At 57.6% G+C, this 26564-nt stretch carries 29 protein-coding genes, 2 tRNA genes and 1 riboswitch; of the genes, 22 read left to right on the forward strand and 9 right to left on the reverse strand.

Annotated elements, in window-relative coordinates; genetic code table 11:
• Positions 1 to 58 precede the first annotated feature (58 nt).
• The 5 genes from B5E43_RS01960 (at position 59) to B5E43_RS15410 (ending at position 4123) form a co-directional block, all read left to right on the forward strand.
• Positions 59 to 1060: an NAD(P)H-dependent glycerol-3-phosphate dehydrogenase gene (locus tag B5E43_RS01960; protein ID WP_087393112.1), complete on the forward strand. Its 1002-nt coding sequence runs from the start codon at positions 59 to 61 to the stop codon at positions 1058 to 1060.
• 141 nt (positions 1061 to 1201) lie between these two features.
• Positions 1202 to 1600 carry a spore cortex-lytic protein gene (locus B5E43_RS01965; protein WP_087393115.1) on the forward strand — a complete coding sequence of 133 codons (399 nt, stop codon included), beginning with the start codon at positions 1202 to 1204 and terminating at the stop codon, positions 1598 to 1600.
• Positions 1601 to 1608: 8 nt separating this feature from the next.
• Positions 1609 to 2853, forward strand: a complete 1245-nt coding sequence (locus B5E43_RS01970; protein ID WP_087393116.1) for a peptidoglycan-binding protein — start codon at positions 1609 to 1611, stop codon at positions 2851 to 2853.
• Entirely contained in the window at positions 2850 to 3437 is a 588-nt protein-coding gene (locus tag B5E43_RS01975; protein WP_087393118.1) for a peptidoglycan-binding protein, read from the forward strand. Before B5E43_RS01970 ends, B5E43_RS01975 begins: the two co-directional genes overlap by 4 nt.
• 482 nt (positions 3438 to 3919) lie before the next feature.
• Entirely contained in the window at positions 3920 to 4123 is a 204-nt protein-coding gene (locus B5E43_RS15410; RefSeq protein ID WP_242964669.1) for a hypothetical protein, read from the forward strand.
• A 370-nt stretch (positions 4124 to 4493) separates the two neighbouring features.
• Here B5E43_RS15410 and B5E43_RS01985 read toward each other — a convergent pair.
• Together B5E43_RS01985 and B5E43_RS01990 are read right to left on the reverse strand one after the other, a co-directional pair.
• A tRNA-Leu gene (locus B5E43_RS01985) sits at positions 4494 to 4580 on the reverse strand.
• 108 nt (positions 4581 to 4688) lie between these two features.
• A complete protein-coding gene (locus B5E43_RS01990) occupies positions 4689 to 5312 on the reverse strand; it encodes a folate family ECF transporter S component (RefSeq protein ID WP_158098938.1) in 624 nt (207 codons plus the stop codon).
• 57 nt (positions 5313 to 5369) lie between these two features.
• Positions 5370 to 5473: riboswitch (THF riboswitch) on the reverse strand.
• A gap of 235 nt (positions 5474 to 5708) precedes the next feature.
• Between B5E43_RS01990 and rpoN the strand changes: the two genes are divergently transcribed.
• Positions 5709 to 7088, forward strand: a complete 1380-nt coding sequence (gene rpoN, locus B5E43_RS01995; protein ID WP_087393124.1) for an RNA polymerase factor sigma-54 — start codon at positions 5709 to 5711, stop codon at positions 7086 to 7088.
• Positions 7089 to 7182: 94 nt separating this feature from the next.
• Positions 7183 to 7259 (forward strand) — tRNA-Pro (locus tag B5E43_RS02000).
• Positions 7260 to 7795: 536 nt separating this feature from the next.
• On the opposite strand, the gene B5E43_RS02005 is transcribed toward B5E43_RS02000, so the two are convergent.
• Genes B5E43_RS02005 through B5E43_RS02015 form a run of 3 tightly spaced genes read right to left on the reverse strand, consistent with a single transcriptional unit; the run spans position 7796 to position 10781 of the window.
• Positions 7796 to 8236 (reverse strand): GtrA family protein, encoded by a 441-nt coding sequence (locus tag B5E43_RS02005; protein WP_087393126.1) that lies wholly within the window; start codon positions 8234 to 8236, stop codon positions 7796 to 7798.
• The gene (locus B5E43_RS02010; protein WP_087393128.1) at positions 8208 to 9179 is read right to left on the reverse strand and encodes a glycosyltransferase family 2 protein; all 972 of its coding nucleotides are present in this window, start codon (positions 9177 to 9179) and stop codon (positions 8208 to 8210) included. The genes B5E43_RS02005 and B5E43_RS02010 overlap by 29 nt, the downstream gene beginning before the upstream one ends.
• A gap of 3 nt (positions 9180 to 9182) precedes the next feature.
• Positions 9183 to 10781 (reverse strand): glucosyltransferase domain-containing protein, encoded by a 1599-nt coding sequence (locus B5E43_RS02015; protein ID WP_087393130.1) that lies wholly within the window; start codon positions 10779 to 10781, stop codon positions 9183 to 9185.
• Between the two features lie 145 nt (positions 10782 to 10926).
• Here B5E43_RS02015 and B5E43_RS02020 point away from each other — a divergent pair, with 145 nt between their 5' ends.
• From B5E43_RS02020 to nifU, 3 genes are all read left to right on the forward strand, one after another.
• Positions 10927 to 11376: an Rrf2 family transcriptional regulator gene (locus B5E43_RS02020; protein WP_087393133.1), complete on the forward strand. Its 450-nt coding sequence runs from the start codon at positions 10927 to 10929 to the stop codon at positions 11374 to 11376.
• Positions 11377 to 11543: 167 nt separating this feature from the next.
• A complete protein-coding gene (gene nifS / locus B5E43_RS02025; RefSeq protein WP_087393135.1) occupies positions 11544 to 12731 on the forward strand; it encodes a cysteine desulfurase NifS in 1188 nt (395 codons plus the stop codon).
• A complete protein-coding gene (gene nifU, locus B5E43_RS02030; protein ID WP_087393137.1) occupies positions 12718 to 13152 on the forward strand; it encodes a Fe-S cluster assembly scaffold protein NifU in 435 nt (144 codons plus the stop codon). Before nifS ends, nifU begins: the two co-directional genes overlap by 14 nt.
• 47 nt (positions 13153 to 13199) lie before the next feature.
• Here the strand turns inward: nifU and B5E43_RS02035 are convergent, their stop codons facing one another.
• Both B5E43_RS02035 and B5E43_RS02040 read right to left on the reverse strand, forming a co-directional pair.
• Positions 13200 to 13994: a TIGR03915 family putative DNA repair protein gene (locus B5E43_RS02035; RefSeq protein ID WP_087393139.1), complete on the reverse strand. Its 795-nt coding sequence runs from the start codon at positions 13992 to 13994 to the stop codon at positions 13200 to 13202.
• Between the two features lie 12 nt (positions 13995 to 14006).
• Positions 14007 to 15269, reverse strand: a complete 1263-nt coding sequence (locus tag B5E43_RS02040) for a putative DNA modification/repair radical SAM protein (RefSeq protein ID WP_087393141.1) — start codon at positions 15267 to 15269, stop codon at positions 14007 to 14009.
• 261 nt (positions 15270 to 15530) lie between these two features.
• Here B5E43_RS02040 and acpP point away from each other — a divergent pair, with 261 nt between their 5' ends.
• The 12 genes from acpP (at position 15531) to B5E43_RS02100 (ending at position 25220) form a co-directional block, all read left to right on the forward strand.
• Positions 15531 to 15761 carry an acyl carrier protein gene (acpP, locus tag B5E43_RS02045; protein WP_087393260.1) on the forward strand — a complete coding sequence of 77 codons (231 nt, stop codon included), beginning with the start codon at positions 15531 to 15533 and terminating at the stop codon, positions 15759 to 15761.
• 32 nt (positions 15762 to 15793) lie between these two features.
• Positions 15794 to 16231, forward strand: coding sequence for an acetyl-CoA carboxylase biotin carboxyl carrier protein (gene accB / locus B5E43_RS02050; RefSeq protein WP_087393143.1), 438 nt, complete (start codon positions 15794 to 15796; stop codon positions 16229 to 16231).
• A gap of 4 nt (positions 16232 to 16235) precedes the next feature.
• Positions 16236 to 17630, forward strand: coding sequence for an acetyl-CoA carboxylase biotin carboxylase subunit (gene accC / locus B5E43_RS02055; protein ID WP_087393145.1), 1395 nt, complete (start codon positions 16236 to 16238; stop codon positions 17628 to 17630).
• 60 nt (positions 17631 to 17690) lie between these two features.
• The gene (gene accD, locus B5E43_RS02060) at positions 17691 to 18545 is read left to right on the forward strand and encodes an acetyl-CoA carboxylase, carboxyltransferase subunit beta (RefSeq protein WP_242964670.1); all 855 of its coding nucleotides are present in this window, start codon (positions 17691 to 17693) and stop codon (positions 18543 to 18545) included.
• Complete coding sequence (locus B5E43_RS02065; RefSeq protein ID WP_087393147.1) at positions 18542 to 19366, forward strand: acetyl-CoA carboxylase carboxyltransferase subunit alpha; 825 nt, start codon at positions 18542 to 18544, stop codon at positions 19364 to 19366. Before accD ends, B5E43_RS02065 begins: the two co-directional genes overlap by 4 nt.
• Complete coding sequence (locus B5E43_RS02070) at positions 19363 to 20301, forward strand: beta-ketoacyl-ACP synthase III (protein WP_087393149.1); 939 nt, start codon at positions 19363 to 19365, stop codon at positions 20299 to 20301. The genes B5E43_RS02065 and B5E43_RS02070 overlap by 4 nt, the downstream gene beginning before the upstream one ends.
• A 46-nt stretch (positions 20302 to 20347) precedes the next feature.
• Positions 20348 to 21280, forward strand: coding sequence for a nitronate monooxygenase (locus B5E43_RS02075; protein WP_087393151.1), 933 nt, complete (start codon positions 20348 to 20350; stop codon positions 21278 to 21280).
• Between the two features lie 2 nt (positions 21281 to 21282).
• Positions 21283 to 22218: an ACP S-malonyltransferase gene (gene fabD / locus B5E43_RS02080; protein WP_087393152.1), complete on the forward strand. Its 936-nt coding sequence runs from the start codon at positions 21283 to 21285 to the stop codon at positions 22216 to 22218.
• Positions 22215 to 22958 carry a 3-oxoacyl-[acyl-carrier-protein] reductase gene (gene fabG / locus B5E43_RS02085; RefSeq protein WP_087393154.1) on the forward strand — a complete coding sequence of 248 codons (744 nt, stop codon included), beginning with the start codon at positions 22215 to 22217 and terminating at the stop codon, positions 22956 to 22958. The genes fabD and fabG overlap by 4 nt, the downstream gene beginning before the upstream one ends.
• Before the next feature lie 13 nt (positions 22959 to 22971).
• Positions 22972 to 24213 (forward strand): beta-ketoacyl-ACP synthase II, encoded by a 1242-nt coding sequence (gene fabF / locus B5E43_RS02090; RefSeq protein WP_087393156.1) that lies wholly within the window; start codon positions 22972 to 22974, stop codon positions 24211 to 24213.
• Between the two features lie 4 nt (positions 24214 to 24217).
• On the forward strand, positions 24218 to 24664 hold the full coding sequence (fabZ, locus tag B5E43_RS02095) for a 3-hydroxyacyl-ACP dehydratase FabZ (RefSeq protein WP_087393158.1): 447 nt from the start codon (positions 24218 to 24220) through the stop codon (positions 24662 to 24664).
• A 106-nt stretch (positions 24665 to 24770) separates the two neighbouring features.
• Entirely contained in the window at positions 24771 to 25220 is a 450-nt protein-coding gene (locus B5E43_RS02100; protein WP_087393160.1) for a MarR family winged helix-turn-helix transcriptional regulator, read from the forward strand.
• A 51-nt stretch (positions 25221 to 25271) separates the two neighbouring features.
• Here the strand turns inward: B5E43_RS02100 and B5E43_RS02105 are convergent, their stop codons facing one another.
• Positions 25272 to 25529: an HPr family phosphocarrier protein gene (locus B5E43_RS02105; protein WP_087393162.1), complete on the reverse strand. Its 258-nt coding sequence runs from the start codon at positions 25527 to 25529 to the stop codon at positions 25272 to 25274.
• Between the two features lie 30 nt (positions 25530 to 25559).
• The gene (locus B5E43_RS02110; RefSeq protein ID WP_087393164.1) at positions 25560 to 26492 is read right to left on the reverse strand and encodes a carbohydrate kinase; all 933 of its coding nucleotides are present in this window, start codon (positions 26490 to 26492) and stop codon (positions 25560 to 25562) included.
• Positions 26493 to 26564 lie beyond the last annotated feature (72 nt).

The following is a 26564-nucleotide window of genomic DNA, read 5'->3' on the forward strand; positions in this document are numbered from 1 at the left end:
CGGGCCAGAAACCCACCCATCCAGACACAGAACAACAAACAACAAGGAGGCCCAAACCATGAAGATCACGGTAGTGGGAAGCGGCGGCTGGGGAACGGCTCTGGCGCTGCTGCTGCTTGAAAACGGGAATGATGTTACCCTGTGGTCCTATCACGAGGCGGAGTCCAAGATTTTAAGAGAGACCCATGAGAATCCTATGCTGAAAGGCGTGCCCCTGCCGGAGGAGATGAAGTTCACTACGGACCTGGCGGCCGTAAAGGGCTGCGGCCTTGTAGTGCTGGCTACTCCTTCCTTTGCCGTGCGCTCCACCGCCGCTCAGATGAAGGACCTTCTGGACCCCGGGACCATTTTGGTCTCTGTGTCCAAGGGCATTGAGAAGGACAGCTCCCTGCGTCTGAGTCAGGTCATTGAGGAAGAGATTGGAGACAAGTGTCCCGTGGTGGTCCTCTCAGGCCCCTCTCACGCTGAGGAGGTGGGGCGGCATATTCCCACTGGCGTCGTGGCGGCCGCCGACGACCTGGAGGTGGCACAGAAGGTCCAGGACCTGTTTATGAACAAGCGCTTTCGGGTCTATACCAGCGATGACAAAATCGGGACAGAGATCTGTGCTGCCCTGAAAAATATCATTGCCCTGTGTGCTGGCTGTTGCGATGGTATGGGTTGCGGAGACAATACCAAGGCCCTGCTCATGACCCGGGGTCTGGCCGAGATGGCCCGTCTGGGGGTCGCCTTAGGAGGCAGGAAAGAGAGCTTTACAGGCCTTGCGGGCGTAGGAGATTTGATCGTTACCTGTTGTTCCATGCACTCCCGTAACCGCCGCTGCGGCATTCTCATCGGACAGGGTAAGCCGGTGGAGGAGGCAGTAAAGGAGATCGGCGCGGTGGTGGAGGGCTACTACGCCGCCGCCAATGCCCGGACCCTGGCCCAGAAGGCGGGGGTGGAGATGCCCATTGCCCAGGCTGCCTATGAGGTGCTCTATGAGGGACGGGATGTCCACGGCGTGGTGATTGACCTTATGACCCGAGCCAAGCGCTCCGAGCACGACGAGAGCTGGAGCTAAGAGAACACTTTATAAATGAAAAACCGCCTGCCGGTACACCCGGCAGGCGGTTTTTGTCTGTGGAGACGAACCGCTTTGTATTGGGGCACATAGAATGGGGAAAACAGGCGGGCAGTGTCCGCTAAATAGGAGGCGCTATACATGGAATATTCGGGAACGCTCACGGTCCGGGTTTACACATCCCGGGCGGAGCTGCCCATAGAGGGAGCCACTGTGGTGGTGACCCAGGATGGAGGCCAGGGAAAGCTGGACCTGCTCAGCGTACAGGTTACAGACAGCAGTGGACGGATCAAGCCGGTGCGCATTGAAACACCGGCTCTCTGGGAAAGTGAGTCGCCAGCTGGCGAGAATATGGGGGCCCCATTTGCACTTTGTAATGTGTGGGCAGAGCATCCGGGCTATGGGATGCTGGAAGTGGAAGGAGTGCAGATTTTTCCCGGCATTGAAACGATGCAGGACATGGAGCTGGCGCCGCTGGCAGAAGGACAGACCAGCCTACAGCGTAGAGATCTGCGACAAATTGCCATTCAGAATTTGTGAGGTGAGCCATGGTACAAGTAATCCCATATATACCCAAAACCATCACCGTCCATATGGGACTGCCGGACCAGTGGGCGGAGAATGTTACGGTAAGTTTTCCAGATTATGTAAAGAATGTAGCGTCAAGTGAGATCTATCCCACCTGGGAACCGGCAGCCATCCGGGCCAATGTGCTGGCCATTATTTCCTTTGCGCTCAACCGGGTGTACACGGAATTTTATCCCAGTCGGGGCTACGACTTTCAGATTACCTCTACTACAGCCTATGACCAGAAATTTATCCGGGGACGGGATATTTTTGAAAACATCAGCCAGGTAGTGGACGAGATTTTCACGGACTACATCCGGCGTCAGGGCTTTGTAGAGCCATTGAGCGCCAAATTCTGTAATGGTACCACCACCACATGTGATGGACTGTCCCAATGGGGCAGCCAGGAGCTGGCCCAGGACGGACTCAATTCCATGGAGATTCTGCGTCGGTATTACGGTAACGACATTGAGCTTGTACTGGATGCCCCCATTCAGGACTTACAGAGCTCCTATCCCGGGACCCCGCTTCGCTTAGGATCTGTAGGGGAAGATGTGGTCATTCTACAGGCAATGCTGAATCGGATTTCGCAGAATTATCCTGCCATACCTAAAATCAACCCGGCTATCGGTTCTTTTAATGAAGAAACGGAGGCCGCAGTCAAGAAATTCCAGAGCATTTTTAATCTGACACCGGACGGAATTGTGGGAAAAGCCACTTGGTATAAGCTGGTTTATTTATACGTGGGTGTGACGCAGCTGTCTGAACTGGTCAGCCAGGGACAGACCTTTTATGCGGTGCAGTTCCAATATCCGGGAGTGCTGCGGGAGGGCGATCGTGGAGACGAGGTTAAGGTGCTACAGTACATGCTGGCGCTGCTGGAAGAGTTTGACAGCGCTCTTTCCCCAGTGGGCATCGACGGAGTATTCGGTCCCAGCACCGCCCGGGCAGTGCGCAATTACCAGGGAGTTACTGGCCTGGTAGTGGATGGGATTGTAGGAGAGGATACCTGGAACTCCCTGTACCGCAATTTTGTGATGGCAGAACAGTACCTCCAGCGGGATATGGAGCAATTTCCACGTACTGCCGCCCAAGCAGTGCCAGCTGCGGTTATGGAGGTCCGGTCCGGAGGCAATGGGTATGAGAATACCGTCCGAATGGGGCAATACCCTGGCTATGAAGTAAAATTGGGGCAGTCCGACCGTCGGGAGGGAGTAGAGGTATGAGACGAAAGCAGATAGAACAGGAGTTTTTGGCCCAGCCGGTGCGCAGTCTGCAATATATGCTGGGCCGTCTGGCCAAAGAATATCCGTTTCTGCCTCAACTGGCAGCAGATGGAATTTTTGGGGAGAAGACCTTGGAGGCAGTTATGCTGTTTCAGAGAGAACTGCACCCGCCAGTTACAGGGGTGGTAAACCGGGAAACATGGGAGGCCATTCGAGAGTATTGGCTGAAGCTGGAGGAACGGATGGAAGAACCCAGGGCCTTGCGAGGCTTTCCAGGGGAGGGGAGCCGGGTGGTTCCAGGTGAGACAGCGGAGTACATGGTGCTGCCTCAGACTATGTTCCAGCTGTTAGAGCGGCATTTAAATGGAATTACCTCCGCCGCCGCAGATGGAATCCATGGAGTTGATTCGGCGGACAATGTTCGTTGGCTACAGCGGGCAGGTGGCCTGGAGGAGAGCGGTGTGATGGACTGGAGAACATGGGGACTGCTCAGCCGGTTGTATGAGGTATTTGTTGTCCGGGACTGGAAAAAAGCCAAAAGTGAAGGGAAAAAGCCCCCGATATTTACTGGAGGCTGGGGATAGTAAAAAGCCGGAGCATCTTTGCTCCGGCTTTTTCAACGGGAAAAGCGCTGCCGATACCCACATCGGCGGCAGAGAGGTTCTACTGCACGGCGCTGGGAGAATCCATCATAAAGGGCTTTGGCTCGGGGACTTTCCAAAATTTCTTCCAGACTTTGATGATATAGATTCCCCAGGGGAATATCTCCCTCATGATCTAAGCAGCAGGGGACCACAGTTCCGTCCCATAATATACCCACCTGGTCTCGCAGTCCACGGCAGAATCCCTGTTCCTCCTGTTGGGAAAGGGAGAGATCGGGCCATTGAAAGCGTTCCCCCCACTCCAAATATACTTGGGGAGCAATTGTGGTGCCCTGCCAATCGGTTTTCCAGGGAGGGGGAAAGGACTGGGCAATCCGGTCTACAATGGCCTTGTTCTGAGTATTTGAACCGGGAGAATCCGGACCATCCAAATTCCAAAGACGGAGAACGCACCGTTTTCCACATTGAGAAAGCTGTTGGGCAAAGGCCAGGCAATGATCAAAATAGCAAGAGGAATCAGGAGAAAAGGAATTGCCCTCAAAGGAGTGAAGAGAGATGCTTACCTTCCAAACAGCAGGACTTTGGCACAGAAGAGCACTCCGTTTGGGGAGCAGCGTTCCATTAGTGGTGAGAATGACCCGAAAGTCCAGATCGTGGGCAATTTGTAAAATTTGTTCCAGCTGGGGATGGAGTAGAGGTTCACCCATCAAATGGAGGTATAGGTATTGAGTGTGGGGGCGAATGCGCTGAGCCAAAGTAGAAAAGCCATCTGGAGAAAGGCTGCCCGTGGGCCTTTTTGTGCCAGGGCAGAAGGAGCAGCTTAAATTACAGATATTCGTAATTTCCAGGTAGGCTTTTTTCAATGTGTACATATCAGAACCCCCAACAGTATAGATACCGTGGCTTCCAGGTTCGCACCCAAAACCAAATCACAACCCAGCGTTAGCGGTTGTGATTTGGAAAGGAGGAGCAGCGGCATGAGCGCGCTCTGACTTTTGTAAAAAAGTCGGAGCAAGCGATATAAAGCTTGCTCCGACGTGGTGCCGGTGACCGGACTCGAACCGGTACGCTGTCGCCAGCGGTGGATTTTGAGTCCACTACGTCTACCAATTCCATCACACCGGCAGGTGCGAAACGTATTATACACGAAAAAGCAGTTCTTGGCAAGGAAAAGTTTTTAGAGCGGGAAAAATCCCGGCTGGGACACAGGTCTCAGCCGGGAGGACGCGATACTTAAAACCAAGTAATTCGACGATGAGAATCCAGTTGATTGGGAATCAGATGCATTTGCTGTAGGATGGGTAACAATGCCTGAAAGAAGATGTACAGTAAGAGAGCTTTGGGGACAATGGTGATTAAGTTTTTCCAAAGACTGACGGTGAACCAACCCCAGTAGCCGCCTTGCCGGGTCATCATGGTCCAGAAAGATCCCATAAAGGCGTTGACCAAGACGTTGACCAAAAGATTTGCCAGAACCAGGCGCCAAACCGTAATTTTGGCTCGGTAGAAACATAGAGCATAAACCAGTACGCCGGCCATGGTGGAAATGGTGTAGCCGGGGAAAAAATCACCGGAGGGTTGAAGAATAAAGCCAAGAATATCTTCCGAAAAACCAAAAATTAGGCCCAGGATAGGACCGCACACCAAGGCGCACAGAGATCGAGCTAGAAAACCAAAGGATAAGTGAGTGTGAGCAATGGGAATGCTGGGAATCAGGGAGAGAGCTCTGGTCATGGCGATCATCAGCGCAGCAAAAACGACCAGCTTCAGGGTACTGGCACTGCGACCGGCATCTCTCCAATACCGGGAGGAAAAGGGGGTCAGATACGTCTGGGCAGAATAAAGTCCTTGCGTCATCATACATTACTCCTTTGCGATAAATTGTCCGTTTGTCGCAAAGGAATGCCCTCTGACGACAGCGGGAGCGAGACACCACCGCAAGCACAAATTGAGCGGTGCTTTTCGTTCAACGGCAACTTCCCAACCGCTGACACTTAACGCGATGCCTCGAGTCTGTTCGTAGCAGTTCTAGAGCGTGTTCCATCCTGACAAGATGGGAAAATTAGTAAAGATCCCTCCCTGTGGTATAACTGATACAGCGGCTATTATACCATAGGGCATATCGCTTGACCAGACGGTATTTGTATTTTTTCTCACGAATTTCGGAACGGTGGAGAGGAAAAATGGGTCAGCTTGACTTTTTTACAGGGGTGCGATACACTTTTCTCATTCAAGGATGGGGGAGGGACCGAGATGAAGCTGATTCAGTCGCAGGTACAGCAGCTTAGCCAGCAGCAGCTGCAAGGGGTCGAATTGCTGCAGATGAGCACGCTGGAGTTGGAGGCGTATGTGCGGGAATTGGCGCTAAACAACCCCATGGTGGAGCCTGAGGAGGACTTCTCTTCTCAGGAGACAGTGCGGGATGATGATTTGTTGGATAAACTGCGTTGGCTCAATGAGAACGACCGTCAAAATCGGTTCTATCAGAATTTTGATGCCGATGAGTTAGATCCTCTGGCCAGGATTGGTACAGAGGGAGGACTGGAAGAATCGCTGTTTCGGTTTCTGTCCCGGCAGATTCACCAACTGGAGCTGAGGGAGGAGGATGCTCAGACGGTTCGGTATTTAGCGGCCTGTTTAGACGATAATGGATACTTCCGAATCCCTCTGGAGGAGCTATCGCAGAATTTAGGGATATCCGTCCGGCGGCTAGAGAAGGGCTTGGAGGTTTTGAGAACCTTAGAGCCGGCAGGAGTGGGGGCGTCCAGCTTATCTCAGTGTCTGGCATTACAATTGGAGCGGATTGGAGAGTACGGACCAGCGCTACAGATTGTACAAAATCATCTGGAGGAACTGGCGAAGCATCATTACCGAGCGATCGCAAATAAACTGGGACTTCAACCAGAACAGGTGCAGGCGGCTGAACGGATTATTCGGGAATTGGATCCCAGGCCAGGATCCCTGTTTCAAAAGCCAGAGCAAGTTCCATATATTGTGCCGGATATATTTGTTGTGGAGGAAGACGGTGCGTTGGAAATCCGAACGAGGAAGGGGGAACGCCCGTTTTTTCAACTGAGCCGTTATTACTGTGACCTGCTGGCCAATTCTGAGGATCGAGAAGTCAAGGAATATCTTTCCGCAAAACTGAAACAGGCAGAAAACATATTATGGGCCATTGGACAAAGAGAGACAACCCTACAGCGCTGTGCCAAAGAAATTTTGCAGCGTCAAATAGATTTTTTCCAAGTGGGACCAAGTGCACTACAACCGCTTCGGATGGCGGATGTGGCTGAAGCTCTGGGGGTACATGAGTCAACGATCAGTCGGACGGTCCGTGAAAAATATTTGCAGTGCTCCCAGGGCGTTTATCCTCTGAATTATTTCTTTTCTCGTTCAGCTACATCGGAACATGGGGAAACTGTAGTAGGGGGGACAGCAGCCCGTATGATGTTGCGTAGCCTGATTGAGAAGGAAGACAAGCGGCACCCACTTTCGGACCAAAAGTTAAGTGAGCTGATGGCGCAGCAGAACTGCCCTATTTCTAGACGCACGGTGGCAAAATATCGGGAAGAAATGAATCTACCAGGAGCTTCCGGTCGTCGGGCACAGGCGTACGCAGGAGAAGAAAAATAAATTTAAAAAATCTTGAAAAAGGTATTGCTTTTTTCTTCCTGGTATGATATTATGTACAAGCTGTTCGGGACGAACAAAAAACGACAGCGGGTTTCCGGGTGTGGCGAAGTTTGGTATCGCGCTTGAATGGGGTTCAAGAGGCCGCTGGTTCGAATCCAGTCACTCGGACCATACTTTGTGGTCACCTTGGAGAACAAGGTGGTCTGAGGAACACCCCTGATTTATCAGGGGTGTTCCTCGTTTTTTCTCTAATATGCTAGTTAGAAAAGCACCGTGAACGATTGAAATTGCACCAATATTTTGAGGAGACAAATAGTAGCTACATTTTCTGATTTTAGGTGGATGTTACTTTTCTCACGCGAAAACCTATGCTTTCAAAAAGTGGTGCAACCTCACAGATGCACCACTTTTATTTTTCCCATTCACAAGGATGCGTACAGACAGGAAAAAGCGCCGCAGCAGTCGGAATTCATAATTCAGATTGCCTGCGACGCTTCTATTTGTAATGTGCTATGGTAGTGTACGATCAGATTATGACTTCTGCTTCTCTAAGAGGATTGTTTTTATATCATTCAAACAGGTCACCTTCTGCTGCTGTGTATTAACCGGTCATATATAGTACGGAAAAAGGAGCAAAAACACTGAGCATTTTGAAATAAAAAAGGGCGGGAAAATTTCCCGTCCTTTTTTATTTCAATAGAGATGGATCATTTTGAACGAAAGGCAAAAAATCGCTGGCCCAAATAATTAAGAATCACGAACAGGCCTGATCCCACCAGCATGGCGATATTCCCCTGAAGCTGTGGGGAGAGTGCCGTACCGGCCAGGAGCTGTTCCACTGCCCTCTGGGCAATGCTGTAGGCCAACAGCATACAGGCGGCAATGTTAAGGGCAAAGCGCAGGACAACCTGTATGCCTTTCTCCTTACTACGAAAGGTAAAGTGCTTGTTGAGAAAAAAACTGACCAGGCTGGCCACGGTATAATTGGCCAGGGTAGACAACCAGTAGCCCCAAGTTCCCCAGGTATGCAGTCCGGCCAGGTTATATAGGCCAAACATAATACCGTAGCCCACCAGGGTGTTGACAATCCCCACCAGGATAAAGCGGAAAAAGGTGGGGTCAAAGATCTGCTTCAGTTTTTGTATCATGGGAGGAGCCCTCACATCGGTCGGCCACAATGTAGCGGGGCCGGTCCTTGATCTCTTCATAGATTTTGGCAATGTAGTAACCGATGATGCCCAGACAGATCATCAGGATACTGCCAATTACCAGTTGCAACAGAATTACCGTGGTAAAACCTTCCAGAGCGTGGCCGGCGAGCTTTTGCCACAGGGAGTGGAGCCCCAACACCACAGAGCAAATAAAAACAACTACGCCCAACAGGGTAATCAGCTGTAGAGGTGCGGTAGAAAAGGCAGCAATATTGGTCAAAGCGTATCGTACCAGCTTGCCCACGGACCACTTGGATTCCCCCTCCAGCCGGGGCTGAACCTCAAACTCTACCTGGGCGGTGGAGAAACCGATCCAAGAGGACAGGGCGCGGAAAAAGGCATTTTTCTCCCGCATGGCCAGCAGGGTATCCACTGCCCGCCGGTCCAGGAGTTTAAAGTCGGAGGCCCGGGACATATCAATGCCAGTAGCGCGGCTAAGGATAGCGTAGAAGCTACGGGCCGCAAAGGTATACAAGGGATTTTCCTTGCCACGACTGACCTTGATTCCTTCTACGACCTGGTAGCCCTTTTGCCACAGACGGTACATTTCCAGGACTTTTTCCGGTGGGTGCTGTAGATCACAATCCATGACTACCACACAGTCGCCGTTGGCCTGTGCTAAGCCGGCAAAGATGGCGGCCTCCTTCCCAAAATTCCGGGAAAACCGCACACCACGGACCTGGGGATATTGGGCAGTCTGAGCCTGAATGACAGCCCAGGTGCCGTCCCGGGAACCATCATCTACAAAGATCAGTTCATGGTCGATGGCGTCCTGGTTGAGCAGAGTGGTAATGCACTGGGCTGCCCGGGGAATGGAAGCCTCCTCGTTGAAGGAGGGGAGCACCACGGACAGGCGCCCCTGTTTTTGGTGTTCTGACATGGGTTATCTCCTGTTCTCGTAGGCGATTTCGTAATCGGATTTGGGGGTGTATTCCTCCTGGAGCTTGACCACTACCCGGCCGTCTAAAATGGTGACACTTCCATCAGAGGGATAAAGGGGCATAGCTTGAAATTCCGGGGAAGCCGAGATGGCCAGCATGGTTTCCTCACTGGGCTCCTCCATAGGGACGTTGAGCCAGTGGTTGAGGTAGTAATAGATGTGTTTGTTCAAAGGAAGAACGGAATTTAAGGGGACACTGTAATGGTCCACCTGCACATAGCTGGGAATCTGGGAGTAGATCTGGTCGGTGGGCAGAGCACCGACAATTGCCACTTCCATGCCCTCCTGATAGCCGGAGCAGCTCTCCACCCGGCCCAGCAGGCGGGTGACGTAGCTCTCAGTGGCCCGGTGGGCCTGGTCAGAGGCGGTATAAAGCAGATTGTTGGTATTCACACAGAACAGCAGCAGGGCGGCCGCCCAAAGGGCGGCGGTGGGGGCCAAGCATTTGCGCAGGGGGAGATGGAGAATGCCGTCCGCCATACCAATGAACATGAGAACGGCCAGGTAGACCGCCACAAAGGCGTATTTCATCAGAGGAGTGGGCTGGGAGTAGGGGCTGAGCATCTGCATAAAGTTGATGCCAAGGGGAAGGAGAAGCAGCATAGCTACAGCGCCGATGGGTCGCCAAAGCTGACGGAATAACTGACGGCGGATGAGACAGGCAACCAGGCAGAAGCCCCCCAGAAGGAGAGCGGCCAGGTCCACCACCACCAGAAAGAGACTGGCAAAGCCGTTGGCAGAGCCGGGTAGAAAAAAGAAGGCAATGGCCTGCTTATAGGTGTCCAGAAGCAGGGAGGGCAGGCGGGAGAAGGGGTAGCCGGAGCTGGCCTGGTCCATTCCCAGGTAGGAGAGAAGCTCCAGATTTTTTACCCGCAGGAAAATCAAAAGGACCACATAATAGAGGACCGCACCCGCAACTAGAAAGGTGACCAACCGCAAACCCAGATGGAGGGTGCCGGAGAAGGTGGCTCGGCGATCTAGGGTCTGGCGTAGAACCACCAACAGGGACAGGGAGATGGCCACAGCGGCATAGGCCTGATAGGTGCCCATGGCCAAGGCCATAGCGATCACCCCGAGTAGCCAGCCCACCTGGCTGCGCTTGGCCAGCCACACGGATAAGACCGCCAGGAAAATAGCCAGACAGTAGGCCGAGGCAGTGAACATATAAAGAAAGGTGTATCCCAGACAGGGAAAGGCGGCCATCACAGCCCCGGCGATCATGGCCAGGGTCCGGCTGCGGAACACCAGCAGATCCACCGTGAGGGCGGCAGCCAGACTGAGGAACAGGATGGATAACAATCCGATGACGGCCGGCATCTGGGTGAAGTCATTGAGGGAGGAGGCATAATGGAGAAACCATCGCCCCGATATGGTCATCTGCTGGGTGTCATAGACCCGGCTGAGGCCGTCGGAGTTGGGAATCAGGTTGGTAAAGGCGTAGAGATGGGTGAGGTAGCCGGTGAGAAATGCGGACAAGAAAGCAGCCCGCTGAATGGGGGTGATGTGCCGCAAAAGACGGCGGCCCTGTGCATCAATGGTCATGATCGTCCTCCTGGAGATGGGGGTGGAAGGATATGCAAGGCTATTATAGGCGGTTTGACGCTATTTTGCAAGAGAATCGGGGAGATCAGGGCCTTGTAACGGGAAAAACCCTCTGCTATAATAGGTTAAAAAGGAGGGCGATCCTATGATGGTATCCACAAAGGGGCGGTATGCGCTGCGGGTGATGATTGAACTGGCGGGCCGGGCCGGGGAGGGCTGGATTTCGTTGAAAGATGTAGCTCAGCGGCAGCAGATCTCAGAAAAATACTTGGAAGCCATCATGAAAAGCCTGGTCAAGGAGGGCCTGGTGGAGGGCCTGCGGGGAAAAGGCGGGGGCTACCAACTGGCAGTATCTCCACAGGACTGTACCGTGGCCGCCATCCTGCGGGCGGCGGAAGGGTCGTTGACCCCTGTGGCCTGCCAGGGAATGGAGGGAATGTGCTGCCCACGCCAGGATCACTGTGCCACCCTTCCGGTTTGGAAAGGGTTGGAGGAGCTGGTCAACCAGTATCTGGATGGAATTACACTGGAGGAGCTAGTCCGGCAGGCAACGCAGTCGGGCAGCTGCAATGGAACAGACGGGGACCATACCTGATCAAACCCCGCCCGCCGAATGGACGGCAAGGGCGGGGGTTTTCGTCACTTAAAAACCTATTGACAAAGTAGGAATTAAATGCTATCATACAATTAACCTATAAAAATTATATGTTTATAAAACGGATGTTTACCGACCGATAAACCAACGGGGGAAAGGAACAAGCTATGATCTATTTGGATAACGCAGCTACCACCAAAACAGGGCAGGTCGCTCAGCAGGCCATGGTGGCCTGTATGGAAGAGTGCTGGGGAAATCCCTCCAGCCTGCATACGCCGGGACAGCGGGCGGCAGAGGTGCTGGAGCGGGCACGGGAGGAGATCGCCTCCGCCATCGGAGCCAGTGCCCAGGAGATCTATTTTACCAGCGGCGGCAGTGAGGCAGATAACCAGGCCATCCGCAGCGCCGCTGCCCTGGGCCGGCGCCAGGGAAAGACTCACCTGGTGTCCACCGCCATTGAACACCATGCCGTTCTCCACACCCTGGCCGCTCTGGAGAAAGAGGGGTTCACGGTGACTTTGGTGCCGGTGGATGAGAGCGGCATCGTCAAGGTAGCGGATGTGGAGGCCGCTTTGCGGGAGGACACCGCTCTGGTGTCCGTGATGTTCGCCAACAACGAGATCGGTACCCTGCAGCCGGTGGAGGAGATCGGCCGGCTTTGCCGGGAGCGGAAAATTCCCTTCCACACCGATGCAGTTCAGGCAGTGGGCCACGTACCGGTGGACGTGGAACAGCAGAACATCGACCTGCTCTCCCTCTCAGGACACAAGTTCCACGGTCCCCGTGGCGTGGGAGCTTTGTACGTCCGCCGCGGCCTGCCCCTGTTTCCCCTAATTGAGGGGGGAGCACAGGAGCGGGGCAAGCGGGCAGGGACAGAGAACACCCCAGCCATCGTGGGGATGGCCGCCGCGTTGAAGGAGGCCTGTGCCCACCGGGAGGAGAACGCCGCTCGGGAACGGAAGCTGCGGGACCAGCTTATCGCCGGCCTGGAGCAAATTCCTCACAGTGCCCTGAACGGGGACCGGGAGCGCCGCCTGCCCGGCAATGTAAATTTCTGCTTTGAAGGAATCGAGGGGGAGTCCCTACTGCTTTTGCTGGATGACAAGGGAATCGCCGCCTCCTCGGGTTCCGCCTGCACCTCCGGGTCTCTGGACCCCAGCCATGTGCTGCTGGCCATTGGCCGCCCCCATGAGGTGGCCCACGGCTCCCTACGGCTGACTTTGGGGGAGGAGACCACAGAGGAAGAGATTACCAAGACTATCCAGGCGGTGGAAGAGGTGGTGGCCTACCTGCGGGCAATGTCCCCGGTTTGGCGCCAGCTTCAGAAAGGAGAGCGAGCTTATGTTATACAGTGAAAAGGTCATGGACCACTTCCGCAATCCCCGGAACGTGGGGGAGATCGAAAACCCGGACGGCGTAGGAGAGGTGGGTAACGCCAAGTGCGGCGACATCATGCGCATTACCTTAAAGGTGGAGGACGGGGTCATTGCCGACGCCAAGTTTACCACCTTCGGCTGCGGCTCTGCCATAGCCACCAGCTCCATTGCAACAGAGATGATCATGGGAAAACCGGTGGAGGAGGCCCTGGAGCTATCCAATCGGGCGGTGGTGGAGGCGTTGGACGGCCTGCCCACTCATAAGATCCATTGCTCGGTGCTGGCGGAGGAGGCGGTGAAAGCCGCCGTCAAGGACTACTACGATAAAAACAACATCACCTACGACCCAAAAATCTTCTGCGGTCTGGAGTGTGGAAGCTGTCATCACCACGGAGAATAAGAAACAGGGCGCCTGGAGTGGGAACTTCGGGCGCCCTGTTTTTGGGTTTAGGGAGAGGGAAGAAGGGCCGATTCCGACCGCTGGCTGGAGGGGGAGTCCGTCTGGAACTCCGTCATGCAGCCCCAATACCGTTTGGGCATGTGAGTCATGCGGCACTTTGGGTTGTACCGCCCCTCGATGGCAATGGTGTCGTAAAAGGAGCGCCACAGGCGGCGGTAGGATAGCTCCTCCTCCCCGGCGGGTCCCATCTGAAAATCCTCCACTGGGAGGATAGCCCATTGGCCGGGTTGGTAGAGAAGGGCCTCCTGGTGGGTGCGGTCGTGGAGGACAAAGCGCTCCTGGGGGTAGCGGGAGCAGAAGTGGGGGCGCAGCAGGGGGAGCACCCGGTTTTTGGGCTCAATTTCTCCCACCAAAGTGCCCGCCAGGTCGGAAAAACGGACAAAACCGGTGAACAGGTGGGCCTCATGCTCCAGGTGGAGCACTGCCTTACCCACCCGGTCCACCACCGGGTGGGTGAGGTCCCGGGTGAAGGCGGGACCTCGCTGAAATCCCTCCTGAATGAGCCGCCATAGCCACAGCTCCTTGTCCGGCAGACAGGTGAGAAAGCCTCGAGCCACCATGCGCTGTCCCTGGGCGCCCATCCGCTGGGCCAGCGAGCGGTAGACTCGCTTGGCGTGCTCCTCATGGGCGGGTATGGTCCGCATGGGGTAGAGGGAGCAGCAGGGGTCACCTGGTGTTCGGAACTCCACCGGCTCCTCCTGGTGGACGTAGCAGTCAAAGACACAGGAGAGAAAACCAGTAAAGGAGCCGTCATATTGGCAGCAGACCTGGGTGGGAAACATGGGAAACTCCTTTCAGTGGTCGGCAAATAGGGACAATTGCTGAGGCATAGGGGCGGCCAGGGCGGGGGCCTCCAGGGAGATGAGATGGCGCAGCAGGCCGTCCTCCTTGACGTGAAGGCCAGAGAGAACCCGGCCCGAACAGGTGAGGAAGTATTGGGCCCGCTTGAGGACCACGCCCAGCCGCTTGAGTCCCTCAAAAGTGAGGGGCCCCACCCGCCGGGCGGTGAGAATGCGCCGTGCGGAGCGTACTCCGATGCCCGGGACCCGGAGGAGAACCTCGTAGTCGGCCCGGTTGACCTCCACGGGAAAAAAGTCCAGATGTCGAAGAGCCCAGCAGCATTTAGGGTCCATGCGGGGGTCCAGATCGGGCTGATCCTCGTCTAAAATCTCTTCCGCCTGAAAGTGGTAGTAGCGCAGCAGCCAGTCGGCCTGGTAGAGCCGGTGCTCCCGGAGTAGAGGAGGCTGGAAGGTCTGGGGAGTGGGGAGGAGGGGGCTGGTGGAGACGGGCATATAGGCCGAATAAAAGACCCGCTTAAGCTGGTATTTCCGATAAAGCCCTTGGGAGAGGGTGAGAATCTGTCGGTCTGTCTCCGGAGTGGCTCCAATGATCATTTGGGTGGACTGGCCCGCAGGGGCAAAGCGGGGAGCGTGACGGTATACCTTCAGCTCCTGACGGGACACCGTGATGCCGTCCCGAATCTGTTTCATAGGGGCCAAAATGGCCTCCTTCTTTTTGTCCGGGGCTAGCTGGGAGAGACTGGGGGCGCTGGGCAGCTCGATGTTCACCGACATCCGGTCGGCCAGCAGCCCCAGCCGCTGGGTGAGAAGCGGGTCGGCACCGGGGATGGCCTTGGCGTGGATATAGCCACCAAAGCGGTACTCTTCCCGCAGCAGGCGCAGGGTTTCGATCATCCCTTCCGTGGTGCGGTCGGGGCTGCCCGACACCGCCGAGGAGAGAAAGAGTCCCTCGATGTAGTTGCGGCGGTAAAATCCCATGGTCAGCTCGCACAGCTCCCGGGGAGTGAAGGCGGCCCGGGGCACATCGTTGGAGCGGCGGTTGATGCAGTATTGGCAGTCGTAGACGCATACATTGGTCATCAACACTTTTAATAAGGAGATGCACCGCCCGTCCGCGGAGAAGGAGTGGCAGCAGCCGGCCAGCGTGGTGCTGCCGATGGTCCCCGGCCGTCCCGCCCGGTCCAGACCGCTGGAGGTACAGGCGGCGTCGTATTTGGCCGCGTCGGCCAGAATATTCAGCTTGTCCAGCAGCTCCAAAGTAATCCCTCCAGAAACGAACGTTTGTACGAATAATTATAGAACCTATGTTTGAAAAGTCAAGTGGAAAATGAAGTAAAAAGCTGGAAGGGGAGGGGGGTTCTTTGTGGGGAATGGGGAAAAGTGTGGCCCCGGCAAAAATTCGACTTGACTTTCGGCGGAAACCCCATATAATAATGCTCAAGCATTTTATCTAAAATATTTTAACTAAAATGCTTGAATGAATTTTAACAATGATGAGAGGAAGTTTCTATTATGGAGATCACGTTTGAGAATGTGCGCGACATCATCGTCAACACCCTGAGCTGCGACGCTGACCAGGTGACCCTGGAGACCAATCTGTTTGAGGACCTGGAGGCCGATTCCCTGGAGGCCGTGGAGCTGTCCATGGCTCTGGAGGAGGCCTTTGGTGTGGGCATTGCCGACGAGGACATGGCCAACATCAAGACCGTCAACGACATTGTGGAGTACATCAAGAGCAAGGTTCAGTAAGTCCAAAAAACAGCAAGCAAGGAGGGGAGCCCATGGAATTACAGGAGCTTTATGATCTGATGGAGCGGTTTTCCCGTTCCGGGCTGACCGAGCTGGAGTGGAAGAAGGAGGGCGAGGAGATCGTCCTGCGTCACACCCCTGCTCCCGTGGTACAAGCCGCGGTGGCCGCGCCCGTGGCCGCAGCCGTCCCCGCGCCGGCCGTGCCGGCTGCCGCCCCCAAGGCGGAGGAGGGGGATTTGGTGAAGGCGCCCCTGGTGGGCACCTTCTACGCTGCCCCCGCCCCCGGGGAGGAGCCCTTTGCCGCACCGGGCAAGCAGGTGAAGAAGGGGGAGACCCTGTGCCTCATCGAGGCCATGAAGATGATGAGTGAGGTCCCGGCTCCCGCCGACTGTGTGGTGGAAGAGGTCCTGGGCCGGGATGGAGAGGCGGTCGGCTTCGGCGACCCCCTGTTCCGGATTCGGAAGGTGTAAGGGTATGCTCAAGCGCGTATTGATCGCCAACCGGGGGGAGATCGCCCTCCGGATCATCCGGGCCTGCCGGGAGCTGGACATCGAGACGGTGGCCGTCTACTCCACCGCCGATGAGAGCGCCCTCCACGCCCAGCTGGCCACCCGGTCGCTGTGCATCGGGCCGGCCAAGGCGGCGGACAGCTACCTTAACCAGGACGCCCTGTTGTCGGCGGCCAAGGCCACCGGCTGCGACGCCCTTCACCCCGGCTACGGCTTCCTGTCGGAGAACCCCGACTTTGCCGACCGGTGTGTGGAGGCGGAATTGAAGTACATCGGCCCATCCGGAGACGTGATCCGGAAGATGGGCAGCAAAGCTGCCGCCCGCACCCTGGCCCAGCAGGCCGGGGTGCCGGTGGTTCCCGGCTCTGACGGGCCGCTGCATAGCGTGGAACAAGCCAAGGAGCTGGCCGGGCAGGTGGGTTATCCCGTCCTGCTCAAGGCCTCCGCCGGAGGCGGCGGACGGGGCATGCGCCAGGTGGACCGCCCCGAGGATCTGGAGAGTGCCTTCCAGGCTGCCCAGGCTGAGGCGGTGGCCTGCTTCGGAAACGGGGAGATGTATCTGGAGAAGCTGGTCCTCAATCCCCGTCACATCGAGTTCCAGATCATGGCGGACACCCAGGGCCATGTGGTCCATCTGGGGGAGCGGGACTGCTCCATCCAGCGCCGCCGCCAGAAGCTGGTGGAGGAATCGCCCTCCAAAGCCCTGACCCCTCAGCTTCGGGAGGAGATGGGGGCGGCGGCGGTGGCCGCTGCCAAGGCGGCTGGCTATGTGGGAGCGGGCACCATTGAGTTTGTCCTCTCTCCCGAGGGCGCCTTCTACTTTATTGAAATGAACACCCGGATTCAGGTGGAACACCCGGTTACCGAGCTGGTCACCGGCATCGACCTGGTCAAGGAGCAGCTGCGGGTAGCGGCTGGACTGCCCCTGTCCTTCACCCAGGAGGACATCAAGGTAAACGGCCACGCCATCGAGTGCCGCATCAACGCCGAGGACCCGGAGCAGAACTTCCGGCCCTGTCCCGGCAAGACAGAGTTTCTCCATCTACCCGGGGGACCCGGAGTGCGGGTGGATACCGCCCTGTACTCGGGGTATGAGGTGTCCCCCTTCTACGACTCCCTGGTGGCCAAGGTGCTGGTCCATGCGCCCACCCGGCTGGAGGCCATCCGCCGGATGCGCCGCAGCCTGGAGGAGTTGGTTATCGAGGGCTATCCCACCAACGCCGCACTGGCCCACCTCATCATGCACGATGCGGAGTTTGTTAGGGGACAGTACGACACCGGGTTTTTAGACCGCAATTTGGATAAGCTGCTGGAGCTGGCACGAACCTGTGACAAGCTGACAGCCAGCGAGAGCACCTAAGAAAAGGGCCCAAGGAGACGAGGGCCCTTTTGACCGGCGCTTTCTGGAAAGGAGTACCCAGTGAACCGATTTTTCACTCAGCGCCGGGATCGGCTGCTGACCTATCAGGCCATGCGGGAGGGGAAAATCACCGCCGCCCGCCGCTCTCCCTGCCCCTCCTGCGGGGCAGAGACGCCGGCCACCGACTGGAGCCATAATCTGCAGGTTTGTCCCAAGTGCGGCTATCACCGGCCCATTGGGGCTTATTACCGCCTTTCTATGATTCTGGATCCCGGTTCCTTCCAGGAACTGGAGGAAAAGCTGTCCCCCTCCGACCCTCTGGACTTCCCCGGCTACCCGGAGAAGTTGGAGGCTCTGGAGGAGGAGACCGGCCTGCGGGACGCGGCAGTGGCCGCCGTGGGCAAGGTCCAGGACCACAAGGCGGTGTTTGTTGTGTTGGACAGTCGGTTTCTCATGGGCAGCATGGGAACGGCGGTGGGAGAGAAGGTGGCCCGGGCGGCGGAGTACGCCGAACGGCATAAGCTCTCTCTGGTGATCTTTGCCGCCAGCGGCGGGGCCCGGATGCAGGAGGGCATTTTTTCCCTGATGCAGATGGCCAAGACCGCGGCAGCCATCCAGCGCTTCCAGTCTAAGGGAGGGCTGTATATTTCCTGCTTGACCCACCCCACCACCGGCGGCGTGACGGCCAGCTTTGCTTCCCTGGGAGACATTATGCTCTCCGAGCCAGGAGCCCTCATCGGCTTTGCCGGGCCCCGGGTCATTGAGCAGACCATTGGGGAGAAGCTGCCCGAGGGGTTTCAGCGGGCGGAATATCTGCTGGACCACGGCTTTTTGGACCAAATCGTGCCCCGGAGCCAGTGGAGGCATGTGCTGGGTCAGCTGTTGAGCCTGCATGAAAAGGGGGGACGGTCATGAGCGTGTACACGCCGGAAGAGAAGGTCAAAGTGGCCCGAAACCCGGGCCGTCCCGGAGTGGTGGACTTTGTCAACGCCCTGTTCACCGACTTTTTTGAGCAGCGGGGAGATCGCCAGTGCCGGGAGGACGGCAGCATTTACGGCGGAATCGCCCGCTTCCATGGCCGCCCTGTCACGGTGATCGGCCATCGGAAGGGAAAGAATCTGGAGGAGAACCTCCACTGCAACTTCGGCATGCCGGGTCCGGAGGGCTACCGGAAGGCCCAGCGGCTGATGAAGCAGGCGGAGAAGTTCGGCCGGCCCATCATCACCTTCGTGGACACGCCGGGAGCATACCCCGGCAAGGAGGCGGAGGAGCGGGGCCAGGGAGAGGCCATTGCCCAGTGTCTGGCTCTGATGAGCTCCCTCACCGTGCCGGTGATCGCCATTGTCACCGGAGAGGGGGGTAGCGGCGGAGCGCTGGCCCTGGCTGTGGCCAACCGGGTGCTCATGCTGGAGCACGCGGTGTACTCCGTGCTCTCCCCCGAGGGCTTTGCCTCTATTTTGTGGAAGGACTCCTCCCGCAGCGGGGAGGCCTGCGCGGTGATGAAGCTCACCGCTCAGGACCTGCGCCGGGGCGGGATCGTCCAGGGAGTACTGCGGGAGCCGGATGGAGGCGCCCATACCGACTGGGAGGCCACCTTCCGCACGGTAGACGCGGCTTTGAAAAAGGAGCTGGCCGCGTTAGATAAGATGAAGGGCCCTGCGCTGGCCCAACAGAGATATCAAATGTTCCGCGCTATGGGGCAGAGCCTGCTCCCGGCGGGGAAGGAGGACGCATGAGCGCACCGAAGATCCTGTCCACCGGGCGGTGTTTACCCGCCCGTGTGGTGACCAATGAGGAATTGAGCAAGACGGTGGAGACCAGCGACGAGTGGGTCTACAGCCGTACCGGGATCCACGCCCGCCACTTCTGTGAGAAAGAGTCGGGACTGGATTTGGCTATGGGAGCGGCCCAACAGGCCCTGGATCGGGCGGGATTGAAGCCCGAGGACATCGGAGTATGCCTGGTGGCTACCTTTACCCCCGACTATGCCAGCCCTTCCATGGCCTGTCTACTGCAAAAGCATCTGGGAATGCTGGAGGACACCCTTTGTTTTGATCTAAATGCTGCCTGTGCCGGCTTTTTGTACGGTATGAAGACCGCCCACGCCTTGCTGCGGGACAGCGTCCGGCCCTATGCCCTTCTGGTGGGCTGTGAGGTGATCAGCCGGGTGCTGGATATGACCGACCGCAACACCTGTGTCCTCTTTGGGGACGGGGCCGGAGCAGCGGTGCTGTGCCGGGACGAGGACGCCCAGTGGCACACGGTGTTCGGCTCTCGGGGAGACCCGGAGAGCATCTGGGTCCAGGGCCCGGGGCCGGACAAGGCCGCGGTACATATGGAGGGCAAGGCGGTGTTCCGTTTCGCGGTGGAGGTGGTGGAGAAGTCCATCCGCCAGCTGCTGGAAGCAGAGGGCTGCGGGATCAACGATCTGGACCTGGTGGTCTGCCACCAGGCCAACGCCCGAATCATTGACCATGTGGCCAAAAAGCTGAAGGCCCGGGAGGGCCTGTTTTATAAGAATATGGACCGCTACGGCAACACCTCTGCCGCCAGCATCCCTATGGCGCTGGATGAGCTGGTGCTGGCTGGAGAGTTGAAGCCTGGAATGCGGGTGCTGATCGTGGGCTTTGGCGGCGGCCTGACCTGGGCCGGAGCCCTGCTGAAGTGGTAAGAAGTGCCGAATCCCCGAGCAAGGGAACAAGAGAAGGAGATAACATATGAAGTTGAATGAACTGCTGGGGACGGAGTTCCCCCTGATCCAGGGCGGCATGGCCAACATCGCCACCGGTGAGTTCGCCGCCGCCGTATCTAATGCCGGGGCCCTGGGCCTCATCGGGGCGGGCGGAATGAACGCCGATATGCTGCGCGACCACATCCGCCGCTGCAAGGAGCTGACCGATAAGCCCTTTGGTGTGAATATCATGCTGATGAACCCGGCAGCTCCTGAAATGGCCAAGGTGGTGGTGGAGGAGGGCGTCAAGGTGGTGACCACCGGCGCTGGTGTCCCCAGCCAGTTCGTTCCGGCCTGGAAGGAGGCTGGAATCAAGGTCTTCCCCGTGGTGGCGGCCACCACTCTTGTCCGTCGCCTGGAGCCTCTGGGGGTGGACGGTTTCATCGCCGAGGGCACCGAGTCCGGCGGCCATGTGGGTGAGCTGACCACTATGGCCCTGGTCCCCCAGGTGTGCGCCATGACTGACCTGCCTGTCATCGCCGCCGGCGGCATTGCCAGCGGCCGTCAGCTGGCGGCGGCCTTCGCTCTGGGTGCTTGCGGCGCTCAGATCGGTACCTGCCTGCTGGTCAGCCAGGAGTGCCCCATCCATGAGAACTACAAGCAGGCCCTGCTGAAGGCCAAGGACAGCGACACCACCGTTACCGGCCGCAGCGTGGGCGCTCCTGTCCGGGTGCTGAAGAACCAGATGACCCGGGAGTACCTCAAGCAGGAGAAGGAGGGCGCCGACAAGATGGAGCTGGAGAAGTTCACCCTGGGCTCCCTGCGCCGGGCTGTCTTCGATGGCGATACCAAGACCGGTTCTCTCATGGCCGGCCAGGTGGCTGGTATGCTCCATGAGATTCGCCCCCTGCGCACTATTTTGGAGGAGCTGTGTGCCGGCAGTCATGAGACCGCTCAGCAGCTGGCTAAGGAGGTTTAAGGATGAAGCTGGCTTTTGTATATGCCGGTCAGGGCAGCCAGAAGGTGGGCATGGGCCGGGACTTCTATGAGCAATATCCGGAGTTCCGCGCCGTGCTGGACAACGTGCCGGTGGACTTTGACGTCAAGCAGCTGTGCTTTGAGGGACCGGAGGAGCAGCTCTCCCAGACCCGGTATACCCAGCCCTGTATGGTGGCTTTTGCTATTGGTGTGACCGACCTGCTGGCTCAGCGGGGGATTCGTCCCGCCGCCGCCGCCGGTTTGTCCCTGGGTGAATATTCCGCCCTCTATGCCGCCGGAGTCTTTGACCGGGATACCGCCCTTCAAACTGTGGCCCTCCGGGGCCGGGCCATGGAGCAGGCGGCTGCCGGGCTGGTGTGCGGCATGACCGCCGTGCTGGGCCTGGACCGGGAGAAGCTCCAGCAGGCCTGTGACCAGGCCTGCGAGCTGGGCGTGGTGCAGATCTGTAACTACAACTGTCCCGGTCAGCTGGTCATCGGCGGCGAGAAGGCCGCTGTGGATAAGGCCGGAGAGCTGGCCAAGGAGCTGGGTGCCAAGCGGTGTATGCCCCTGAAGGTGAGCGGCCCCTTCCATACCCGTCTGATGAAGCCCGCCGGAGACGCCCTGGCCCAGCACTTTACCACCATCTCCTTCGGAGAGATGAAATTGCCTGTCTACTTCAACTGCAAGGGTGCGCCCATGGGGGAGGGGGATACCATTCCCGCCCTGCTGGAAAAGCAGGTGCAGTCCTCCGTTTTCTGGGAGGACACCATCCGCGCCATGGAGGCCGACTGCATCGATACCATTGTGGAGATCGGGCCGGGCAAGACCCTGAGCTCCTTTGTGAAGAAGACCGCCTCCTCCATCCGTACCTTTAACATCGATACCGCCGCCGACCTGGAAAAGGTGACGGCTGAGCTGAAAGGAGAAGCCCAATGACCATGAAGGAATCTGTGGCCCTGGTCACCGGCGGCAGCCGGGGAATCGGCCGCGCCATCTGCCTGGAGCTGGCCCGTCAGGGCGCAGCTGTGGCGGTCAACTACGCCGGCAACGAGGCCGCCGCCCAGGAGACGGTGGAGGCCTGCCGGGCTCTCGGGGTGGAGGCGGAGGCTTTTCAGGCCGACGTAGCCGATCCCGCTGCCTGTGAGCAACTGATCCAGGCGGTGAAGGAGCGCTTCGGCAAAGTGGATATTCTGGTCAACAATGCGGGCATTACCCGGGACGGCCTGCTGATGACCGCCAAGGCAGACGATTTTGACCGGGTATTGAGCACCAACCTGAAGGGGGCCTACTTCTGTATGAAGGCTGCCTCCAAGCTGATGATGCGCCAGCGCTATGGTCGGATCATCAATCTGAGCAGTGTGGTGGGCCTGCGGGGAAACCCTGGACAGACCAGCTACTCCGCCAGTAAGGCTGGTATTTTGGGTCTGACCAAGTCGGCGGCCAAGGAGCTGGCCACCCGGGGCGTGACGGTAAACGCGGTGGCCCCCGGCTTCATTGAGACAGATATGACTGCGGTTCTGCCTGAGAATGCCAAGACCGCTATGCTGTCCACCATCCCCATGGGACATCCCGGTCAGCCTGAGGACGTGGCCCGGGCGGTAGCCTATTTTGCTCAGCCGGAGTCGGCCTACATCACCGGCCAGGTGCTGTGTGTGGACGGCGGCATGGCGGTTTAACGAGGTGAGAAGTATGGAAAGACGCAGAGTAGTCATCACCGGCATGGGCACGGTGAACCCCATCGGCAATACCGTGGAGGAGAGCTGGCAGGCGGCCAAGGCGGGCAAGTGCGGCATCGGCCCCATCACCCGTTATGATACCTCCAACCAGAAGGTAAAGCTGGCTGGTGAAGTGAAGGACCTGGACATCGGTGCGCTGTTGGGCAAGCGGGATGCCAAGAAGATGGACCGCTTCACCCAGTTGGCCCTGGTGGCCTCCGACCAGGCTGTGGCCGACAGCGGCCTGGAGATGGAGAAGGAGAATCTGGACCGCTGCGGCGTGCTGTTTTCCAGTGGCATCGGCGGCTTTGAGACGGTAGGCGAGGCCTACGAGCGGGGCCTGGAGCGGGGCTTTGACTCCGTGTCCCCCTTCATGATCCCCATGATCATCTCCAACATGGCGGCCGGTCACATGGCGATCCGTTACGGCTTCAAGGGTATGTGCTCCTGTGTGGTCACTGCCTGCGCCGGTGGTACCAATGCCGTGGGCGACGCCTTCCGCCACATTCGAGACGGCTACGGTGATGTGATGCTGTGCGGCGGTACTGAGGCTGCCATCACCCCCCTGGCTATGGGAGGCTTCACTGCCATGAAGGCTCTTACCGATAGCACGGATATCAGCCGGGCTTCCATCCCCTTTGACGCGGAGCGTTCCGGCTTTGTCATGGGCGAGGGCGCGGGCGCTTTGATCCTGGAGGAGTATGAGCACGCCAAGGCCCGGGGCGCCAAGATCTATGCTGAGGTCATCGGCTACGGCGCCAACTGTGACGCCCACCATATCACTGCTCCTGCCCCTGGTGGCGCGGGCGGTGCGGCCTGTATGGCCCAGGCTCTGGCCGACGCGGGAATTGCTCCCGAGCAGGTGGATTACATCAACGCCCACGGCACCTCCACCCCCATGAATGACTCCTGTGAGACGGCGGCCATCCACACCACCTTCGGCGACCACGCCAATAAGCTGATGGTCAGCTCCACCAAGTCCATGACTGGACACTTGCTGGGTGCTGCCGGAGCTGTGGAGGCCATCTTTACCGCCATGGCCTTGAAGGAGGGCTATGTCCCTGCCACCATCGGCTATCAGGTGCCTGATCCGGCCTGTGATCTGGACATTGTGCCCAATGAAGGCCGTCAGGCTGACATCCATGTGGCCCTGTCTAACTCCCTGGGCTTCGGGGGCCACAACGCCGCCGTGGTGCTGAAAAAGTGGGAGGAGTAAGGATATGGAACTGAATGTAGATCAGATCGAGCAGCTGTTGCCCCACCGCTACCCCTTCCTCCTGGTGGATAAAATCGTGGAGTGCGTCCCTGGCCAGAGCGCCAAGGGCATCAAATGTGTCACAGCCAACGAGCCCTTTTTCCAGGGACATTTCCCCGGCTATAAGGTTATGCCGGGAGTGCTCATCATTGAGGCACTGGCCCAGGTAGGAGCAGTGGCCATCTTGACGGTGGAGGGCAATCAGGGTAAACTAGCCTTGTTTGGAGGCATCAAGAACGCCCGGTTCAAACAGCAGGTCCGTCCTGGCGATGTGTTGGAGCTGGAGTGTGAGCTCACCGCCCAGCGGGGCCCTGTGGGATTTGGAACCGCCACTGCCAAGGTCAACGGGAAAACGGCCTGTAAGGCGGAACTGACCTTTGCTCTGACGGAGCGTACCGCCGCCTCCTGCTGATCTGGAAACGCATTTGCCCTGCGTGCTCCCGGGAAGGCAGGATCTCCCCAATTGTCGGGAGCCCAGTGTAAAACGCTGTTGGATACAGAGAGGAGGGTGAACCATCATGCTAGAGGAGAGCTTTGCTGAGGTGTATACGAAATTCAAGCTGCACTTTTATCAGGAAGTTTTTTCTCGCTTCCAGAACCGAGAGGCCAGCCTGACGGCAGTGGAGACCTTCTGCATGGAAATTATTCTGGCTTTGAAGGAGCCGACCATCAACGAGTTTGCCTCCTTCGTCCATATCTCATCTCCCAATGCTGCTTATAAGGTGAACAGCCTCATTCAAAAGGGATATGTGGAGAAGGTACAGTCCTCGCATGACCGCCGGGAATACCACCTGCGGCCCACTCAGAAATATATGAATTACTACAACATCAGCACCCACTATCTCCAGCAGGTCATGAACCGGGTCAAGGCCCGGTTTACGCCGGAGGAGGCCCGCCAGCTGGACGAGATGCTCCAGGTTGTGGGTGAGGAACTGATGCCGGAAGTAGAATTAAAGCGCAGTGAATAAAAAACACCCGTGTCTTGAAAGACACGGGTGTTTTTTATTCAAAGGAATAATTTAAAGGTTTTCCTGAAAATAGGCCAGGAGCGTCTGAGCTTCCTCTGTTTCCTGAGGTCCCTCCAGAGCCACAGAGATGGTGTCATCCTGTTTGACCTCCAAAAGGAGCAGGGGCACCAGACGGGTGGCGGAGATCATCTGATCACCTTTGGTTATGGTGATCTGACTGGAGAGGGATTTACACAGGTCGGTGAGCAGGGCAGCGGGCCTGGCGTGAAGGCCCAGGGGATGGGTAATGGTATAAGTGAAGGTAGTCAAGGGGAGGTCCTCCTTTCAGGGAAATGGGCTTCACTCCAATTCGGCCAAGGTGGGCATGGCGGGGATCGCTCCGCTGCGGGAACAGGTGAGAGCGGCGGCCCGGTTAGCGAAGGTAAGAATCTGCTCCAGTTCCGGTGTCTGTAGCTGTTCCAGGGGTCCTTCCGGGCGCAGGGCAAGACAGCGAAGCACTGCGCCGAGGAATGTGTCGCCTGCGCCGTTGGTGTCAGCGACGGAGACGGGGACACCGGGGACCAGTCCGGTGGAATCGCCCCAGCGGTAATAGACTCCCTTTGCTCCTAGGGTGACCATAATAAGGCGGACCCCCAGTCCAGATAGCTCCAGGGTTCCCTTCTCTAAATTAGAAGTGTGGGCGATCAGGGGTAGCTCTTCGTCTGAGAGTTTGAGAATATCTACCAGGGGGAGCGGGAGGGCCATCCACTGTACCGCGGATTCCCGGCTATCCCATAAAGAAGGGCGGAAGTTGGGGTCGTAGCTGATGAGCGCACCGGCCGAGCGGGCCTGGCGAGCAGCAAAGAGGGTAGCGGAGCGGGAAGCGCCTGGAGTAAGGCTGACAGAGCCAAAGTGGAGAAATTTTGTATGGGAAAGATCGGTGCCGGCTACCTCTTGGACAGTGAGGCTCTGGTCGGCGCCCCTTAAAAAACGGAAAGATCGCTCCCCGGAAGGGGAGATGGTGACCACCGCCATGGTGGTGGCCTGCTCTCCACGGTATACATTGGAGGGATCCACTCCGTTGGATTGCAAGGTATGGAGGAGGCTATCGCCAAAGCCGTCCCGTCCCACTTTACCTAGGAATGAACAGCGGCAGCCCAGGCGGGCAGCGGCCACAGCCACATTGGCGGGGGCTCCGCCGGGATTGGCAGCAAAGAGTCCCACGCCTTGCTCATTGACGCCCACCTGGGTTAAGTCAATGAGAAGTTCACCGATTGATGTGATATCATACATGGGCGGGCTCCTTTCTGGTAAATGGTGGCTTCAAGGTGCCTTTACTATAGCATATTCCAAGAAACGAAACAA

The sequence above is a fragment of the Flavonifractor sp. An100 genome, assembly GCF_002161175.1.
Lineage (GTDB): Bacteria > Bacillota > Clostridia > Oscillospirales > Oscillospiraceae > Lawsonibacter.

What these genes read in the sequence shown, in the direction of transcription:
- fabG (WP_087393154.1), top strand. Translation starts at nt 22,215, where the DNA reads ATGACCATGAAGGAATCTGTGGCCCTGGTCACCGGCGGCAGCCGGGGA.
- B5E43_RS02015 (WP_087393130.1), bottom strand. Translation starts at nt 10,781, where the DNA reads ATGACCATTGATGCACAGGGCCGCCGTCTTTTGCGGCACATCACCCCC.
- B5E43_RS02110 (WP_087393164.1), bottom strand. Translation starts at nt 26,492, where the DNA reads ATGTATGATATCACATCAATCGGTGAACTTCTCATTGACTTAACCCAG.
- B5E43_RS02010 (WP_087393128.1), bottom strand. Translation starts at nt 9,179, where the DNA reads ATGTCAGAACACCAAAAACAGGGGCGCCTGTCCGTGGTGCTCCCCTCC.
- B5E43_RS01990 (WP_158098938.1), bottom strand. Translation starts at nt 5,312, where the DNA reads ATGACGCAAGGACTTTATTCTGCCCAGACGTATCTGACCCCCTTTTCC.
- fabD (WP_087393152.1), top strand. Translation starts at nt 21,283, where the DNA reads ATGAAGCTGGCTTTTGTATATGCCGGTCAGGGCAGCCAGAAGGTGGGC.
- fabZ (WP_087393158.1), top strand. Translation starts at nt 24,218, where the DNA reads ATGGAACTGAATGTAGATCAGATCGAGCAGCTGTTGCCCCACCGCTAC.
- B5E43_RS01975 (WP_087393118.1), top strand. Translation starts at nt 2,850, where the DNA reads ATGAGACGAAAGCAGATAGAACAGGAGTTTTTGGCCCAGCCGGTGCGC.
- B5E43_RS02070 (WP_087393149.1), top strand. Translation starts at nt 19,363, where the DNA reads ATGAGCGCACCGAAGATCCTGTCCACCGGGCGGTGTTTACCCGCCCGT.
- accC (WP_087393145.1), top strand. Translation starts at nt 16,236, where the DNA reads ATGCTCAAGCGCGTATTGATCGCCAACCGGGGGGAGATCGCCCTCCGG.
- B5E43_RS02100 (WP_087393160.1), top strand. Translation starts at nt 24,771, where the DNA reads ATGCTAGAGGAGAGCTTTGCTGAGGTGTATACGAAATTCAAGCTGCAC.
- accB (WP_087393143.1), top strand. Translation starts at nt 15,794, where the DNA reads ATGGAATTACAGGAGCTTTATGATCTGATGGAGCGGTTTTCCCGTTCC.
- B5E43_RS02035 (WP_087393139.1), bottom strand. Translation starts at nt 13,994, where the DNA reads ATGTTTCCCACCCAGGTCTGCTGCCAATATGACGGCTCCTTTACTGGT.
- B5E43_RS01970 (WP_087393116.1), top strand. Translation starts at nt 1,609, where the DNA reads ATGGTACAAGTAATCCCATATATACCCAAAACCATCACCGTCCATATG.
- nifS (WP_087393135.1), top strand. Translation starts at nt 11,544, where the DNA reads ATGATCTATTTGGATAACGCAGCTACCACCAAAACAGGGCAGGTCGCT.
- nifU (WP_087393137.1), top strand. Translation starts at nt 12,718, where the DNA reads ATGTTATACAGTGAAAAGGTCATGGACCACTTCCGCAATCCCCGGAAC.
- B5E43_RS01960 (WP_087393112.1), top strand. Translation starts at nt 59, where the DNA reads ATGAAGATCACGGTAGTGGGAAGCGGCGGCTGGGGAACGGCTCTGGCG.
- B5E43_RS02065 (WP_087393147.1), top strand. Translation starts at nt 18,542, where the DNA reads ATGAGCGTGTACACGCCGGAAGAGAAGGTCAAAGTGGCCCGAAACCCG.
- rpoN (WP_087393124.1), top strand. Translation starts at nt 5,709, where the DNA reads ATGAAGCTGATTCAGTCGCAGGTACAGCAGCTTAGCCAGCAGCAGCTG.
- fabF (WP_087393156.1), top strand. Translation starts at nt 22,972, where the DNA reads ATGGAAAGACGCAGAGTAGTCATCACCGGCATGGGCACGGTGAACCCC.
- B5E43_RS02005 (WP_087393126.1), bottom strand. Translation starts at nt 8,236, where the DNA reads ATGATACAAAAACTGAAGCAGATCTTTGACCCCACCTTTTTCCGCTTT.
- B5E43_RS01965 (WP_087393115.1), top strand. Translation starts at nt 1,202, where the DNA reads ATGGAATATTCGGGAACGCTCACGGTCCGGGTTTACACATCCCGGGCG.
- B5E43_RS02020 (WP_087393133.1), top strand. Translation starts at nt 10,927, where the DNA reads ATGATGGTATCCACAAAGGGGCGGTATGCGCTGCGGGTGATGATTGAA.
- B5E43_RS02075 (WP_087393151.1), top strand. Translation starts at nt 20,348, where the DNA reads ATGAAGTTGAATGAACTGCTGGGGACGGAGTTCCCCCTGATCCAGGGC.